This is a genomic window from Marinomonas arctica, from assembly GCF_003259225.1.
Classification (GTDB): domain Bacteria; phylum Pseudomonadota; class Gammaproteobacteria; order Pseudomonadales; family Marinomonadaceae; genus Marinomonas; species Marinomonas arctica.
On sequence record NZ_QHJF01000017.1, the window covers coordinates 71,015 to 85,344 of the forward strand.

Below are 14,330 nucleotides of genomic sequence, written 5' to 3' on the forward strand. Positions count from 1 at the left end.
CTATGCTCCTGCAAAAGGTTGACTTGGCTCGCCGACGACATCTAGCCCCATCGCATTTTTCACATCAATCGCAATCACGTGACCAGACAGCGGCTTTTCAGCCAGCTCACCTTCGCTGGTCGCCACGCTGGCGGAGGTAATGAATAAAGTATTGCCATCGGGACCACCAAGCACGCAGCTTGTTGGTTTTGAAAAAGGCAATTCGATGGTCTGAAGCACTTCTCCTTCTGGGTTATAGCGCACTATTCTCGCTCCATTCCAATTGGCGTTCCAAATACAGCCTTCGGAATCGATACATGAACCATCCGCACCAATGCCTTCTTTCACTTCAAAAAACGGCTTTTGGCTGCGAATGTCATAAAATTCTGGGTACGGAAAAACATGCACTTTTCGCGTCATGGAATCACCAAAATAAAAGCGTCCACGAGACTCATCCCATGCCAACGTATTGGAGATACCAACGCCTTCCAGCATCAGAGTTTTTTTGCCTTCCGGTGTAATCTTCCACAATCGACCCGATACTTTCTCCTCTGCATCGTCCATCGTTCCTAGCCATAACACACCGTTTGGATCACATTTCGCATCGTTACTACGATTTCCTGGGACATCCGTATCCAAATCACACAAGTGCTCTAATTCACCTGTCGTTTTATCCAAATAGGCGACAGAATCCGCTAAAGCCACCAATAAACGATCACTTTGCGTGGTAAATACCGCTGACACTTTTTTCGGTAACGTCCAAGACTGAGTTTCATTTGACGCTTGGTGCCAACGCCACACTTGGCAAGCTGGAATATCAACCCAATACAAGGCTTGCTCAGACTGACTCCAAAAAGGCCCTTCGGCTAATTGGTGTCGTTGCGTACTGATTTTCTGCATTATTTTTATTCTCCAATTTGTCTTGTCTACTGAAAAAGCTATTTATTATAAGCTTTCCAAGCGCTCATAAAGGCTTCAGCATTGGCTTGCGTCGTTGTTACCGACTGGCCTTTTTTATACAATGCGGACCCTAGACCGAAGCCACGTGCCCCCACCTTTAAATAATCCGCTACGTTTTCTGGCGTTACACCGCCAACGGGACACAACCAAGTCTCGGCGGGAATCACTGCCCCCAAGGCTTTTACCACATTAATGGTTGGCAAAGCCTCAGCAGGAAACAGTTTCACCGCATCCGCACCCGCATGCAGTGCTGCAAACGCCTCGCTCGCGGTAAAAAAACCTGGCATAGCGTACAAGCCAGCGACTTTTGCCGCTCTAATAAGCTCCACGTCCGTGTGCGGACAGACCATCAGCTTAGCGCCAGTGGCGACCAGTTCGGTTAATTGAGACATAGTCAACACCGTTCCCGCACCAATCAAGGCTTGATCACCAAAGCGTTCTTGCAGTGTACGAATACTGGTAAACGCATCGGGCGAATTAAGCGGCACTTCAATTAAACGAAAACCGGCATTCAGCAAAACTTGAGCGTGCTCAACCACCTCGTCCGGCGTCACACCACGTAATATGGCGACCATGGGGAATGCTTGCATTAATGCATCAAAAGAATGTGTCATGTGATTACGCTCCTATTGCCGGATACACTTCCGACCTAACCTGGCGACTCGCCAAGCGTTTTAAACCACGAATACTGGCTTCGTTGGCAGCTAAGAATTCTGAAGTAAGGTTCAGTGAAGACAACGCCAAAGCATAACGCGCACTAAGCGCTTCGCTGCCGATAATCAGTACTGGGACCGTTGGTCTCTCAAGCGACGATAAAACATCACTTACATCGTGACCGATAACCACCCCAGAAAGATAATCACGAACGTCATCCGCCATCAGCTCTCCACATACAAAACGGCTGCGGGCACTGAACAGATGGTGCAAAATCCCCCCCGCTTGCTGGCTCGCTAACACGCCTTTTTGAAACGCAGCTTCGTTTAGCTGATCGGATTTAGGTAAGCCTTTGACTAAGCTTGATTCATCATTTAAGCGCGCGAATAATTCCCCAGTAATCGACGTTGAAAACTGCGTCACTTCGCCTTGTTTGATTTGCACCCATTTGCAATGGGTTCCCGGCAGACAAAATATCGGTGACTCAGCCGCTCGATCTTGCTCTTCTAACCAATCAAGGGCACCCAATAATTGCGTCTCTTCGCCACGCATAACATCAAGCAACCCTGCAACACCAGTACTTCGTAAACCGGGCACAATCGCTACTTTGTTTGGTAACGATGTCGTCAGCCAAAAAAGATGCTCGGACAAATCGTCTAGGTGAATAGGGCAATGTAAGTAAGGCACCTCTTGCCAACCACCGCGACTGCCCACCATACCCGCCATATAAATAGGCAAATCCGGCGTTAGCCAATCCCCTAATAAATCAGACAAAACATGTTCAAACTCAGTCGCACCGAGCTTTAACATGCCTCGGTCACTGTCACGTTGAGCTTGAATATGGCCATCCTGATTCATCAAAAAGACACGTAAATTGGTGGTTCCCCAATCAACGGCGATAAAGCTTGCTTGGCCACCAGCAGGTTGTGAAACAGGATTAAATTGGGTCATTACAAACGCCCTCCGTCCACCACCAAACTTTGTCCAGAGATCATACGGCTGTCATCGGCGCTCAAGAACAACACCAAATCGGCAACATCTTCTGGCTCAATTTTTTCTTTCAGCGCTTGCTGTGTCATTAACTCAGCTTCCGCTTCTGGCGTTAGCCACAGACGCTTTTGCTTTTCCGTCATCACCCAGCCTGGCAGTACCGTATTAACACGAATTTTCTGCCCACCAAGCTCACGGGCCAAGCCTTTGGTTAAGCCTGAAATACCCGCTTTTGCGGTCACATAGCCTGGATAGCCTGATAAGCCAAGCATCCAAGAGTTCGAACTCATATTAATGATGCTTCCGCCACCGGCTTCAGCCATGGCAGGCGCCACCGCTTGAGCTGCGAAGAAATGGTGTTTTAAATTCACTGACATACATTGATCAAATGCGTCTGAGGTCATGTCTTGGAGAGTATGACGATGATCGTTGGCGGCATTGTTGACCAGAATTCGAATCGCGCCCCAATCAGCCATTCGTTCCGCAATGACGTTTTGAAGCGTGTCTATTTCCGTTAGATCAACCAAATTAAAATGCGTTTTCAAGCCTTGATTGTTAAGCTCTTTTGCAAGGTTATCACCTGCTATTTGATCAATATCGAAAAAGCTGACCAAACAACCTTGCTGAGCCAGCGCTCGCACCAAGGCTTCGCCAATTCCAGACGCGCCCCCGCTCACCAGAGCATGACGCCCCGCCAAACTGGGAAAAACCGTTTTATTTTTATTGTGTGTCATTAATGGGACTCCCTGCTCACTTTTGAGCCACTGTTACCAACAAGGAAGTCTAGATCGGCTCCTTGGTCTGCTTGCATAACATGGTCAATGTATAATTTGGCATAGCCGCGATGATAATCGCTTTCTTCTGGTTGCCATGCGGCTTTACGACGCATCATTTCTTCATCAGAAATATGCAAATGCAAACCACGCCCTTCTACATCAAGGGTGATTTCATCGCCGTTTTGCACCAAAGCCAACGGCCCACCGACAGTCGACTCGGGCGCCACATGCAGCACCACAGTACCAAACGCGGTGCCGCTCATGCGCGCATCACTGATGCGCACCATGTCGTTAATCCCTTGTTCTAACAACTTACTGGGCAAAGCCATGTTGCCCACTTCTGGCATACCCGGATAACCTTTTGGCCCACAGCCTTTCAACACCAGAATCGAATCTTTGTCGACTTCCAGCTCTGGCGTATCGATACGGGCTTTGTAGTCTTCGATGTTTTCAAACACCACAGCTTTGCCTGTATGTTGCAACAACGCCGGTGTCGCTGCGCTCGGTTTAATAATCGCGCCTAGTGGCGACAAGTTACCGCGTAACACCGCAATGCCCGCGTTCGCTCGTAATGGCTTATCAAGAGGACGAATCACCTCTTCGTTGAAACACTCTGCGCCTTCGGTAATCTCACCCAAGGTAGCACCACACACTGTGTTGGCACTCATATCAAATAGATGGCTCAAGCGCTGAATTAACGCAGGAAAACCGCCCGCGTAATGGAAGTCTTCCATCAAGAATCGACCCGACGGCATCAAATCCACTAAGCAAGGAATTTCCGCCCCGATGCGATCCCAATCTTCTAAAGTCAACTCCACACCGACACGACCCGCAATCGCCAACAAATGCACCACCGCATTGGTAGAACCTCCAATGGCGGCATTAGCACGAATGGCGTTTTCAAACGCGGTCTTGGTTAAAATATCCGACGGTTTTAGATCTTCTTTGACCATCTCGACAATGCGAGCGCCTGTCATATGCGCCAACGCCTGACGGCGGGCATCGACTGCTGGCAAAGTGCCGTTTTCTGGTAACGACATGCCTAAAGCTTCAATCAGACAAGACATGGTCGACGCCGTGCCCATGGTCATGCAAGTGCCACGAGAACGAGACATGCCCGATTCCGCGCGCATGAAAGCATCAAGGCTCATTTTGCCACCGCGGACCGCTTCACTGAATTTCCACACATCGGTGCCAGAGCCGATGTCTTTACCGCGATATTTACCATTCAACATAGGGCCCGAAGACACAACGATAGTTGGTAAATCCACTGAGCACGCGCCCATTAATTGCGCTGGCGTGGTTTTGTCACAACCGCCCAGCAAAACAACACCGTCCATGCCGTAAGCGCGCATGGATTCTTCCACGTCCATGCTCATTAAATTACGGAACAGCATGGCCGTCGGCTTCATCTGGGTTTCACCCAGCGACATCACGGGAAACTCTAAGGGCACACCGCCCGCTTCCCACACGCCACGTTTTACGTATTCCGCCAATTCACGAAGGTGCGAATTACACGGCGTCAACTCACTCCATGAATTACAAATACCAATGATGGGGCGACCATCAAAACTGTGATCTGGCAAACCTTGGTTTTTCATCCAACTACGATGAATAAAACCGTCTTTATCTAACTTGCCGTACCATTGTTGGCTGCGTAATGGTTTTTTATCTTTGTTATTGTTGTCGCTCATTCAATGTTTCTCCATCAAAGGTACGGCTTGAATCGCTAGCAATACGAGAGATTCAGGGTCAAAAATAGGCAGCTGCAAGCCAACTTGGCTCAAACTCGCACCGTTTAAAATAAGGTCTTTTTTCCACCACGCAGGCAAGGCTTTCATCAGATGGCCTGGCAGTGGGCTGTGTTCCAGAACCTCTACTCGGTAGAGTTGATCTGGTAATAAATTCGGCAAGCAAACAGGCAAGGTTTGCGCTTGTTTTGGCATGGCGAGTTGACTATAAACAGCCAAGCCTTGCAGGCGATCTTGGCTCAACGCCCACTGGGTTTGTGCTCGGCCATCGGCACTGGGCAAACGCCAATTATTGCCTTGATGCAACACGCTTCGGTACTGCTTGTAATGAGAGAGCCAATTGGCAATCGTTACTTTTTGCTCTTCATTAGCGTCTAGTAAATTCCATTCGATGCCCAAATGCCCCAACATGGCGGTTCCTGCTCGAAAAGTCACGTCATGTACTCGGTTGGTGGTATGGCTTTTGTCTGGGCCAATATGAGAGCCCATTACCTCTGGCGGCAAAAAATAACTAAAACCGCGTTGGATACTTTGACGCTCTAAGGCATCGTTGCAATCTGACGCCCAAAAACGTTTGGTGTAATTTAAAATGCCAAAATCCACTCTCGCACCACCGGACGAACAGCTCTCAATTTCCATATTAGGAAATGCTTGATTGAGCTCGCTCAACAAACGATACAAAGCGTCAACTTGCGCATGAGCCTGTGGCGCAATATCGCCACTTGGTTGGGTATAATCTCGGTTCATATCCCATTTCACATAATCAATCGGATATTCGCTAAACAAGGCAAATAAGCGCTCACGGATATATTGATAAGCGTCTGATTTGGCTAAGTTCAATACCAATTGATTACGTGCCAAAGCAGGTGCGTACTGGGGCAACTGCAGTGCCCAATCCGGATGCGCACGGAATAGATCCGAGTCTGGATTGACCATTTCAGGTTCAAACCACAAACCAAACTCCATGCCTAAGTCGTCTTTCACATAACGAATCAAGGGCATTAAACCCTCTGGGTATTTGCCGACATCAACAAACCAATCACCCAGCGCCGCTTTGTCGTGGTGACGACCACGGAACCAACCATCATCAAGAATATAACGCTCGACACCTACTTCGGCGGCGGCTTTCGCCAGTGCTTTCAGCTTGGTCATATCGTGATCAAAGTAAAAGGCTTCCCAAGTATTGAGATGAACAGGACGAGGCTTAGTTAACTTCAAACGATGACGCGCTTCTTGATGAAACTGTTGGCTCATGGTGTTTAAACCAGATGCACTGTGTGCGGCTAAAAATTCTGGCGTCGTGATCGACTCATTCGTCGCCAGCACGATTTCCCCCGGCAAATACAAAACTTCGGCTTGCAAATAGCGATGACCTTCGGCGGTGTAATCAGCTTTTAATCTGTGATTGCCGCTCCACGCTAGATGCGCACCAACAAGCTCACCCTGTTGCTCACCAAAGCCTTGTTCACCCACAATAACGGCCGGAAAGTTCGCTTGAGAATTGCGACCATTGCGGTTTTCTTGCAACCAAGTGGCGTACCAATCACTGCGCTCTTGCTGAAACTCCTGACACCAGCGGCCATAAAATCCCATTCGTTCAGTACATTTACTGGCAACAGGTAAAGTACAAGCCAAACGTTGCAGCGTGACATCGGCTTGACCGTGGTTGCTCAATGTTAACTGCTGACGCAATACACCAGACGGCAACAAGCCAATATTCAGAGCAACCGACAACTGCGCAACCTTGTCTTCTAAGCAAATCAAAAAGCCATTTTGCTGCTCTTCCACATCCACCAATGTCCAGCAAGCTGCCCACGCTGGCCGATCTGCGGCCATGGCTTCCACTCCTGGCGTTTGCAACCAACCGCGGCCCGCTTCAGGAATCAGCGACATGGGGGTTGGTTTATCCATCATGCCTTGCGGTATGGCAGCCTGCTGTGACAAATAGAGACTATTTAAATCGGTTGCTTTGGGCAAAGCATCACCAAAATACAACAACTCAGGTGCACCCTGTTTTGGACAAGCAATCACTAAGGTTTTGCCCTGTGCGTTTTGCTCTGGTAAATCTTGTCTATAAAGACTGACATTCAAACCATTTTTCATTATTTTTATCCTTTTGTAGCGCCCAAAGTTAAACCTGCAATAAAGTGGCGTTGCATGGCGAAGAACAAAATAACCGGAGGCAAAGCCGCCACAATGGAACCTGCCGCAATCAACTGCCAAGACGCCATCCATTGACCTTTTAGCGCACTGATTCCAGCGGTAATCGGACGCACTTCATCGCTTTGCACCAACACCAATGCCCAAAAGTAATCGTTCCAGATAAAGGTAAAAATCAGTACCGACAGAGCCGCTAGCGCAGGACGAACCAATGGCAATACGATATGCCAGAAAATTTGCCATTCGCTCACCCCTTCCACACGCGCCGCTTCGATCAACTCATCGGGTAAACCCACAATAAAGTTACGCATAAACAAGGTACAAAAACCGGTTTGAAAAGCGATATGGAAAAGAATCAAACCTGATGCCGTGTCATACAAGCCCATGCTGATGGTTAAATCCCGTACGGGAATCATCAGAATTTGAAACGGCACAAAATTACCGGCAATAAACGCCGCAAACAGCGCCACATTACCGCGAAATTTAAACTTGGCTAGGGCATAACCCGCCAGTGTTGACAAGGCAACGGCGCCAAATACCGCAGGTAAAGTAATAAGGATAGAGTTCAACAAGTACCGCACCATCGGGGTTTCTGTGAACACCAAGGCATAGTTTTCAAACAACATCCATTCGGAAGGTATGCCCCAGTAATTGCCGGCATTTATGTCAGCGGTCGATCTTGCTGACGTCAGCATTACAGCAATTAAAGGCAACAACCAAAGCAATAAGGCAATCCAAATCGCCACGCGATAACTTAAATTGAAAGGCAATGATCTTTTTTCTATAGGCGTTGGAAACATTAGGCTTTCTCACTCTTCAGCATACGCCACAAGAAGTAGGCGATATAAATGTCCATAATTAAGAACAACACGGTCGCAATCGCCGCACCGTAACCGGCACGATAATTAAAGATAGATTGTTCATACATGAAGTAAGCAAGGACGCTCGACGTGCCAAATGGGCCGCCGCTGGTCATGGTTGCCACGAGGTCAAAGCTTCGCAGGGCACCGATTACGGTCACGACAACGGCAATAAAGGTAGCAGGTCGCAATTGTGGCAGGATCACATGACGTAACATTTTCCAACCATGCGCCCCATCTAAACGTGCCGCTTCGATTTGATCCGGGTTGAGATTGTTTAAGCCTGTGAGATACAAAATCATGCAATACGCAATCTGTGGCCACAGCCCCGCGACAATAATGCCAAACGTTACCCAATTTTCATCGGATAAGATCGCAACTGGCTCCATGCCAAACAAGCCAATCGCCTTATTGAACAGGCCAAAAGAAGGATCGTAAAACCAAGAAAAAACCAGACCAACAACCACTTGAGAAATGACAAAAGGAAAGAAGAACATCGACTTAACCAGTCGTATCCCCATGACTTTCTGGTTCAGAAAAAGCGCAATACCTAATCCAATAGGTGGTGCTAGCATGAAAAAAACCATCCAATACAGATTGTTTTTTAATGCTACCCAAAACTGATAGTCCTCAAAAAGCTCGATGTAATTACGAAAGCCGACGAAGGTTTTTTCACCAATGCCATCCCACTCATAAAAACTCAACCAAATACTTTGAAGAATAGGAAAAATAACGTAGACCACAAACAAAATGACTGCCGGTGCTAAGAACAAAACTGGCATCCATTGCTGCTGCTTGCTATGCAACTTTTGCATGGCGCACATACCTCTTATTTTTATTAGTTTATAAACCGCCTTACTTGCTACCAAGATTGAGCGTCAAGTAATTCGTCTAATAAAATAATGGAATAAAGTTCCATTTTTTGCAATACTCAATTTAGAACATTTTGTCAGGCCTCTTTTTTGAGGCTAAATAGACCTTAGAAAATTATAAAAATAGACATTAAGGAAACCCAACCATGTCAGAGCAAGACACTAAGAGCGGAGGCTCATCGCTAGACAAAGCACTTAGCCTATTGCAAGAAGTGTGTGTCACGCCGGTGCCATTACGCTTTGCCGAATTGGTCGAAAAAACCGATCTACCCAAAGCAACCGCGCATCGCACCCTGACATCATTGACCGAGAAAGGCTTAATTCGCTTCGACGAAGCCACTCAGCTGTATCACCCAGGTTATGGCTTACTCGAGTTAGCCCATCAAGCCTGGTCAAAAATTGATGTGCGTGATATTGCTGCGGATCAAATGAAATTATTATGGAATGAAACCGGTGAAACCATTCACCTTGCGGTGCTGGATCGTGGCGATGTTATTTACATCGACAAGCTAGAAAGTCAAAAAAGCTTGCGCTTATTTTCGGCCGTTGGCAAAAAAGGACCGGCCTATTGCACTGGCGTCGGTAAAGCCATGATGGCGTTTCTCAGTGAAGAGCAATTAGCCGCCGCCATCAAAGAACAAAGCTTTATCAAGCACACAGACACCACGCTGATTAACGAAGGCATGTTAAGACAAGATCTTATCAAGATTCGTGACAGCAAGATTTCCTTGGATTTAGAAGAACACGAAGAAGGCATTCAATGTGCCGCCTCGGTGATTTTAAACCACAGAAACGAACCCATTGCCGCGCTGAGTATTACCGCTCCTAAGTTTCGTGTAGACGATGCGCGCTTTCAACACTTTCAAACACTGGTCAAAGACGCCTGTAAGAAAGTATCCATCCGCATGGGGGCCATGGCCTCTAATTAACTATAGGAAAATCCATTATGGCGACGATAAAACTAACAAACGTCATCAAACGGTTTCACGACATAGAAACCATTCATGGCGTCAATTTAGATCTACAAGACGGCGAATTTGTGGTCTTTGTTGGTCCATCAGGTTGCGGTAAATCCACCCTACTGCGTTTAATTGCAGGCTTAGAAGATATCACCGACGGTAAGCTTGAAATCAATGGCACCAACATGAATAACGTCGCGCCAGCGGATCGCGGCGTTGCTATGGTGTTTCAATCTTATGCACTCTACCCACACATGACAGTGGAAGAAAACATGAGCTTTGGCTTGCGTATGAATGGCGTCGCACCAGACAAAATCAAAGCACAAGTATCAAATGCCGCCAACATTCTACAACTCAATGAACTACTGGATCGCAAGCCCAAACAACTCTCCGGTGGTCAACGTCAGCGGGTCGCCATCGGCCGTGCCATTGTTCGCCAACCCGAAGTATTTCTTTTTGATGAGCCGCTTTCTAACCTAGACGCGGAACTTCGTGTTGACATGCGCATTCAGATTGCACAACTGCACAATCGTCTAAAAGCCACGATGATTTACGTAACTCACGATCAAGTGGAAGCCATGACGTTAGCCGACAAAATCGTGGTATTACGCGCGGGTAACGTGGAGCAAGTCGGTTCGCCTTTAGAGCTCTATCACAATCCTGCTAATGAATTTGTAGCAGGCTTTATTGGCTCCCCTAAAATGAATTTTTTAGACGGCAAAGTCATTAGCATAGATAACAAAGACATTGCTGTGATAGACATCGCTGGACAAACCATCGAATTAGAAGTGGATGGCACAAAAATATCCGTCAACGAAAGCGTAAAACTTGGCATACGTCCAGAACACGTGAAAGAAAACACTCAAGACGCAGACATCGTCTTAAAAATTGATATCGACGTCGCTGAGCATCTCGGTGGCCTTACCTACCTTTACGGTCAATTTCAGGGTCACAAACTCACTATTGAAGTCAGTGGCGCTAACCTAACCCGCCACGGAGAAAGTGTCGAAGTCGGTCTGAAAAAAGCAGATTGTTACCTATTTAATCGTACTGGCGAAGCACTCGTAGATAGACCGGTGCCTGTTCGCTAAGGTAAATAGCCCTGCGTAAGTCTGTTTACGCGGGGCTATCTTAAACACCACCTTATGTTAGACAAACTCTTCTAGGAAATTCGCTAAGTAGCGATAACCACGCTGTGCTGTCTGCGGGTTATATTGGCTTCCATGATCTGGATTGTTCGCACTTGGCAACATAAATGAATGCATGGTGTTACTGAAGTCAATAAACTGAAAATCCATCCCCAAACTTGTCCAGTAACGTTTCGCTTCTTGGGCATCGGCCTCTGTAACCAAAGAATCTTGGTGTCCGTTTAAGACCAACATTTTAGCTTTTGTATTGGCTTTTTCTTCTGACTGAGCGCGGAAAAAGCTCATCAAGCCATGAAAACTCGCGGCACCCGCACTATCATGAAGATGCAACCCCGCCTCCAATGCCAAACGGCCTCCTAAACAAAATCCAACATGGACAATGGTTTTGCCATGAATCGCATCACAAGCAGATTGAGTCAGCTCATTCAGTAACGCATGCAGCGGCTCAGCTTCTGCAAGCAAAGCCCCCATTGTGGCAAGCTTCTCTTCCATTTCAACCGGGTTATGTTCAATGCCATATAAATCCAAAGCCGTTGCTGAAAAACCCAGTGATGCAATATGATCGGCAATGCCTTTTTCAAAGTCACTTAGACCTGAAAACGTTGGCCAAATAACCACTTGAATATGACTCTTCTCCGAACTCAGTCCGTCAACCTGATAATGTACACGCTTAATATTGTCTTTAAATATCGATTCGAATGTCTGGCTCATAGATGGCATACTCCAATCATTAATATAAATAATCCCATTTGTTCGTTCAGTTTAACCAGCCAAACGGAATGAAATCAATCTTCATGCTTATTCTCACCACTTTCTGATACACTTTTTGCTCATCGACTACAAACATTAATAAGCTCAAAACAGCATGATAAGGATGAAGTAATGATGCAACTGGCTTTAAGTGATCTCATTGGTAAGCAAGTACTTGGCGTAGCTGGCACTTATGGCGCTCCAGAGAACGAAATGGATGTTTATATTTGTGGTGTAAACATTCTATCTGATACGTCCTTGGAGCTTTTCTTTCCAAATGGACATCAACTCAAAGCCAACCAAAAAGTTACCGTACATTTAGACAATCGTACCGGCGTATCTGAGTACGATGCCGATTTAAAAGTGTATCGTTCCTCTTTCAAAGGCATTATTTCATCCATAACAGGCAAAAAAGCACAACTAACGGCCATCGAATACGAAGTTTACTACGGTGCCAGCATCATTAAATCTTTCATAACAGATGGCTACGAACATCCGAGTGACAATCGGCCTGCTGTTGATCTGCCACACAGCCCACTTACTATTGCGCCCGAAATTGACGACAGCGAAAACGACAATAAAATTGGCGTTTTGATGACCTTCGCCAAACAACAGCCACACTCTACTGTGATGGCATTCTTATCCTCTGTTGACGATGATATTTTCTTCATCACTTTCCCGAGTACATTCAAGGCTAAACTGTTAAGTCGTAATAACCAGTGCTACTTTGCGATTGATGGCCGAGCCACCTTTACGTTTGAAGAAGCAATAGAATGGAACTACAGCATCATCAAAAGTGATGTTTATGAAATTCCCAAAAGCAATCCAGTTTTCCAACAAATTCAAGAACTTTTTATCCAGAAAAACCCTTGGGAAATGGGCTTTTTTAGCCACCCAGAAGTCACAATGTATCATCTTAAAGCGACAAAAGTCGTTTGCCCAAAGCGAAACTATTAATTGGAAAACGGGGAAAGCCTCCCTCAACCAAGGAGAAAACCATGTTATCTGGAAGCTGTTTATGCAATGGCATACAATACGAAATAAAAGGCGAACTGGGCGATATTATGCAGTGCCATTGCCAAAAATGCCGTAAAGCCAACGGCTCTGCGTTTGCCGCCAATGCGGCTATTCCAACAACGGCATTCACACTGTTAAGAGGCAAGGCACTACTCGGTGAATACGAATCCACGCCTGGAGTATTTCGTGTTTTTTGCAAGCAATGTGCGTCCCCGCTTTATAGCCGACGCCCCAACATGCCCGAACTACTGCGTCTTCGTATCGGCACCTTAGATACGAAAATAGAGAGCAAACCCTCATCACACATCTTTGTCGGTTCAAAAGCAGAGTGGTATGAGATTTGCGACGATATTCCTCAGTATCAGGAACGTCCTACGGTGTAAGTCATGTATTTGTGATAAAAAAGGGGAAGTCGATCAATTCAACTTCCCCTTTTTTTGTAGTGTGCGACCGTTAGTCGTCGTTGGAGTCATCCCAGAAATCATCATCACTGTCATCTGAGTCGCCGTAGTATGACTCATCGTCGTCAGCGTCATCGTAAAAATCATCATTCTCGTCGTACTCATCACTTAGAGAATAATGACCAGCCATGACTGACTCCGAAATAAAGATAGTACTTGGTAGTGTTATAGTTTGTGTAGTGTGTAGATACATCAGACAGCCCTCCATTTTCAGGCCAATCAAACAGGAATGTTAAGCTTAGCAGGGAATATCCAATTTGGTAAAAGCAAATAAAATAGATTATATATTCTTGCTATCTATAGTGGCTATTTGTCAAATTTACATCACCATAACGTAGCAAAAATACTCAACGCCCCCACTGGAGCCTCCACTAAAAACGCACGATTTAGCTCTAACATCCTGTTTCATAAGTTCAATATTCTTTCTATATCAGCAAGGCAAAAATGCTCGAACTCATCGTGCATTTTATTGTCTTAGTTAATAACCATAAGACATGCCATAATTTACGCAAACCAAGTCCCTTTTAATGAGTGGCAAGAGAGTGATGTTATGATGAGTAAACCCTACAACAAACTGACACCAGAAGAAGCAAGAGTCATCCTTGATAAAGGCACAGAGCGCCCATTTACCGGCGAATACACAGACACAATGGAAGGTGGCTTGTATCTTTGTCGTCAATGTGATGCGCCGCTTTATACGTCAGAACATAAATTCCTTTCTCACTGTGGCTGGCCCAGTTTTGACGACGAAATTCCCAATGCTGTTAAACGTGTACCCGACGCTGATGGCCGCCGTATCGAAATCGTCTGCGCCAATTGTAAAGGCCACCTAGGCCATGTGTTTGAAGGAGAAAGACTGACTGAAAACAACATTCGCCACTGTGTGAACTCCATCTCAATGACCTTCGTAAGCCAAGGTTAGTACAATGTGTTAACGTGAACATCTGTGACGTCTCACGTTAACACTCACAAAAAAAAGAATATTGTAAAGGC

The 14,330-nt window shown here is 46.3% G+C and carries 15 protein-coding genes; 5 read left to right on the forward strand and 10 right to left on the reverse strand.

Going from position 1 to position 14,330, the window contains the following annotated elements:
- Genes DK187_RS11895 through DK187_RS11930 form a run of 8 tightly spaced genes read right to left on the reverse strand, consistent with a single transcriptional unit; the run spans position 1 to position 8,945 of the window.
- On the reverse strand, positions 1-879 hold the full coding sequence (locus DK187_RS11895; RefSeq protein WP_111607566.1) for an SMP-30/gluconolactonase/LRE family protein: 879 nt from the start codon (positions 877-879) through the stop codon (positions 1-3).
- Positions 880-917: 38 nt separating this feature from the next.
- Entirely contained in the window at positions 918-1,553 is a 636-nt protein-coding gene (locus DK187_RS11900; RefSeq protein WP_111607567.1) for a 2-dehydro-3-deoxy-6-phosphogalactonate aldolase, read from the reverse strand.
- A gap of 4 nt (positions 1,554-1,557) precedes the next feature.
- Positions 1,558-2,544 (reverse strand): 2-dehydro-3-deoxygalactonokinase, encoded by a 987-nt coding sequence (locus tag DK187_RS11905; protein WP_111607568.1) that lies wholly within the window; start codon positions 2,542-2,544, stop codon positions 1,558-1,560.
- Positions 2,544-3,317, reverse strand: a complete 774-nt coding sequence (locus DK187_RS11910; RefSeq protein ID WP_111607569.1) for an SDR family NAD(P)-dependent oxidoreductase — start codon at positions 3,315-3,317, stop codon at positions 2,544-2,546. The genes DK187_RS11905 and DK187_RS11910 overlap by 1 nt, the downstream gene beginning before the upstream one ends.
- Positions 3,317-5,053 carry an IlvD/Edd family dehydratase gene (locus DK187_RS11915; RefSeq protein ID WP_111607570.1) on the reverse strand — a complete coding sequence of 579 codons (1,737 nt, stop codon included), beginning with the start codon at positions 5,051-5,053 and terminating at the stop codon, positions 3,317-3,319. The genes DK187_RS11910 and DK187_RS11915 overlap by 1 nt, the downstream gene beginning before the upstream one ends.
- On the reverse strand, positions 5,054-7,213 hold the full coding sequence (locus DK187_RS11920; RefSeq protein WP_111607571.1) for an alpha-galactosidase: 2,160 nt from the start codon (positions 7,211-7,213) through the stop codon (positions 5,054-5,056).
- Between the two features lie 5 nt (positions 7,214-7,218).
- Positions 7,219-8,070 carry a carbohydrate ABC transporter permease gene (locus tag DK187_RS11925; protein ID WP_111607572.1) on the reverse strand — a complete coding sequence of 284 codons (852 nt, stop codon included), beginning with the start codon at positions 8,068-8,070 and terminating at the stop codon, positions 7,219-7,221.
- A complete protein-coding gene (locus DK187_RS11930; protein WP_111607573.1) occupies positions 8,070-8,945 on the reverse strand; it encodes a carbohydrate ABC transporter permease in 876 nt (291 codons plus the stop codon). Before DK187_RS11930 ends, DK187_RS11925 begins: the two co-directional genes overlap by 1 nt.
- Before the next feature lie 203 nt (positions 8,946-9,148).
- On the opposite strand from DK187_RS11930, the gene DK187_RS11935 reads away from it, so the two are divergent.
- Entirely contained in the window at positions 9,149-9,931 is a 783-nt protein-coding gene (locus DK187_RS11935) for an IclR family transcriptional regulator (protein WP_111607574.1), read from the forward strand.
- A 17-nt stretch (positions 9,932-9,948) separates the two neighbouring features.
- The gene (locus DK187_RS11940) at positions 9,949-11,052 is read left to right on the forward strand and encodes an ABC transporter ATP-binding protein (protein ID WP_111607575.1); all 1,104 of its coding nucleotides are present in this window, start codon (positions 9,949-9,951) and stop codon (positions 11,050-11,052) included.
- 57 nt (positions 11,053-11,109) lie between these two features.
- On the opposite strand, the gene DK187_RS11945 is transcribed toward DK187_RS11940, so the two are convergent.
- Positions 11,110-11,820, reverse strand: coding sequence for a dienelactone hydrolase family protein (locus DK187_RS11945; RefSeq protein ID WP_111607576.1), 711 nt, complete (start codon positions 11,818-11,820; stop codon positions 11,110-11,112).
- A 171-nt stretch (positions 11,821-11,991) separates the two neighbouring features.
- Between DK187_RS11945 and DK187_RS11950 the strand changes: the two genes are divergently transcribed.
- Complete coding sequence (locus tag DK187_RS11950) at positions 11,992-12,816, forward strand: pyridoxamine 5'-phosphate oxidase family protein (RefSeq protein ID WP_111607577.1); 825 nt, start codon at positions 11,992-11,994, stop codon at positions 12,814-12,816.
- Between the two features lie 41 nt (positions 12,817-12,857).
- Positions 12,858-13,259 (forward strand): GFA family protein, encoded by a 402-nt coding sequence (locus DK187_RS11955; RefSeq protein WP_111607578.1) that lies wholly within the window; start codon positions 12,858-12,860, stop codon positions 13,257-13,259.
- Between the two features lie 70 nt (positions 13,260-13,329).
- Here DK187_RS11955 and DK187_RS11960 read toward each other — a convergent pair whose 3' ends face one another.
- Positions 13,330-13,467: a hypothetical protein gene (locus DK187_RS11960; RefSeq protein ID WP_162623506.1), complete on the reverse strand. Its 138-nt coding sequence runs from the start codon at positions 13,465-13,467 to the stop codon at positions 13,330-13,332.
- A 420-nt stretch (positions 13,468-13,887) separates the two neighbouring features.
- Between DK187_RS11960 and DK187_RS11965 the strand changes: the two genes are divergently transcribed.
- The gene (locus DK187_RS11965) at positions 13,888-14,259 is read left to right on the forward strand and encodes a methionine-R-sulfoxide reductase (RefSeq protein WP_223232363.1); all 372 of its coding nucleotides are present in this window, start codon (positions 13,888-13,890) and stop codon (positions 14,257-14,259) included.
- Positions 14,260-14,330: the final 71 nt, after the last annotated feature.

What these genes read in the sequence shown, in the direction of transcription:
- DK187_RS11920 (WP_111607571.1), bottom strand. Translation starts at nt 7,213, where the DNA reads ATGAAAAATGGTTTGAATGTCAGTCTTTATAGACAAGATTTACCAGAG.
- DK187_RS11930 (WP_111607573.1), bottom strand. Translation starts at nt 8,945, where the DNA reads ATGCAAAAGTTGCATAGCAAGCAGCAGCAATGGATGCCAGTTTTGTTC.
- DK187_RS11965 (WP_223232363.1), top strand. Translation starts at nt 13,888, where the DNA reads ATGATGAGTAAACCCTACAACAAACTGACACCAGAAGAAGCAAGAGTC.
- DK187_RS11960 (WP_162623506.1), bottom strand. Translation starts at nt 13,467, where the DNA reads ATGGCTGGTCATTATTCTCTAAGTGATGAGTACGACGAGAATGATGAT.
- DK187_RS11950 (WP_111607577.1), top strand. Translation starts at nt 11,992, where the DNA reads ATGATGCAACTGGCTTTAAGTGATCTCATTGGTAAGCAAGTACTTGGC.
- DK187_RS11900 (WP_111607567.1), bottom strand. Translation starts at nt 1,553, where the DNA reads ATGACACATTCTTTTGATGCATTAATGCAAGCATTCCCCATGGTCGCC.
- DK187_RS11905 (WP_111607568.1), bottom strand. Translation starts at nt 2,544, where the DNA reads ATGACCCAATTTAATCCTGTTTCACAACCTGCTGGTGGCCAAGCAAGC.
- DK187_RS11955 (WP_111607578.1), top strand. Translation starts at nt 12,858, where the DNA reads ATGTTATCTGGAAGCTGTTTATGCAATGGCATACAATACGAAATAAAA.
- DK187_RS11910 (WP_111607569.1), bottom strand. Translation starts at nt 3,317, where the DNA reads ATGACACACAATAAAAATAAAACGGTTTTTCCCAGTTTGGCGGGGCGT.
- DK187_RS11940 (WP_111607575.1), top strand. Translation starts at nt 9,949, where the DNA reads ATGGCGACGATAAAACTAACAAACGTCATCAAACGGTTTCACGACATA.
- DK187_RS11895 (WP_111607566.1), bottom strand. Translation starts at nt 879, where the DNA reads ATGCAGAAAATCAGTACGCAACGACACCAATTAGCCGAAGGGCCTTTT.
- DK187_RS11945 (WP_111607576.1), bottom strand. Translation starts at nt 11,820, where the DNA reads ATGAGCCAGACATTCGAATCGATATTTAAAGACAATATTAAGCGTGTA.
- DK187_RS11925 (WP_111607572.1), bottom strand. Translation starts at nt 8,070, where the DNA reads ATGTTTCCAACGCCTATAGAAAAAAGATCATTGCCTTTCAATTTAAGT.
- DK187_RS11915 (WP_111607570.1), bottom strand. Translation starts at nt 5,053, where the DNA reads ATGAGCGACAACAATAACAAAGATAAAAAACCATTACGCAGCCAACAA.
- DK187_RS11935 (WP_111607574.1), top strand. Translation starts at nt 9,149, where the DNA reads ATGTCAGAGCAAGACACTAAGAGCGGAGGCTCATCGCTAGACAAAGCA.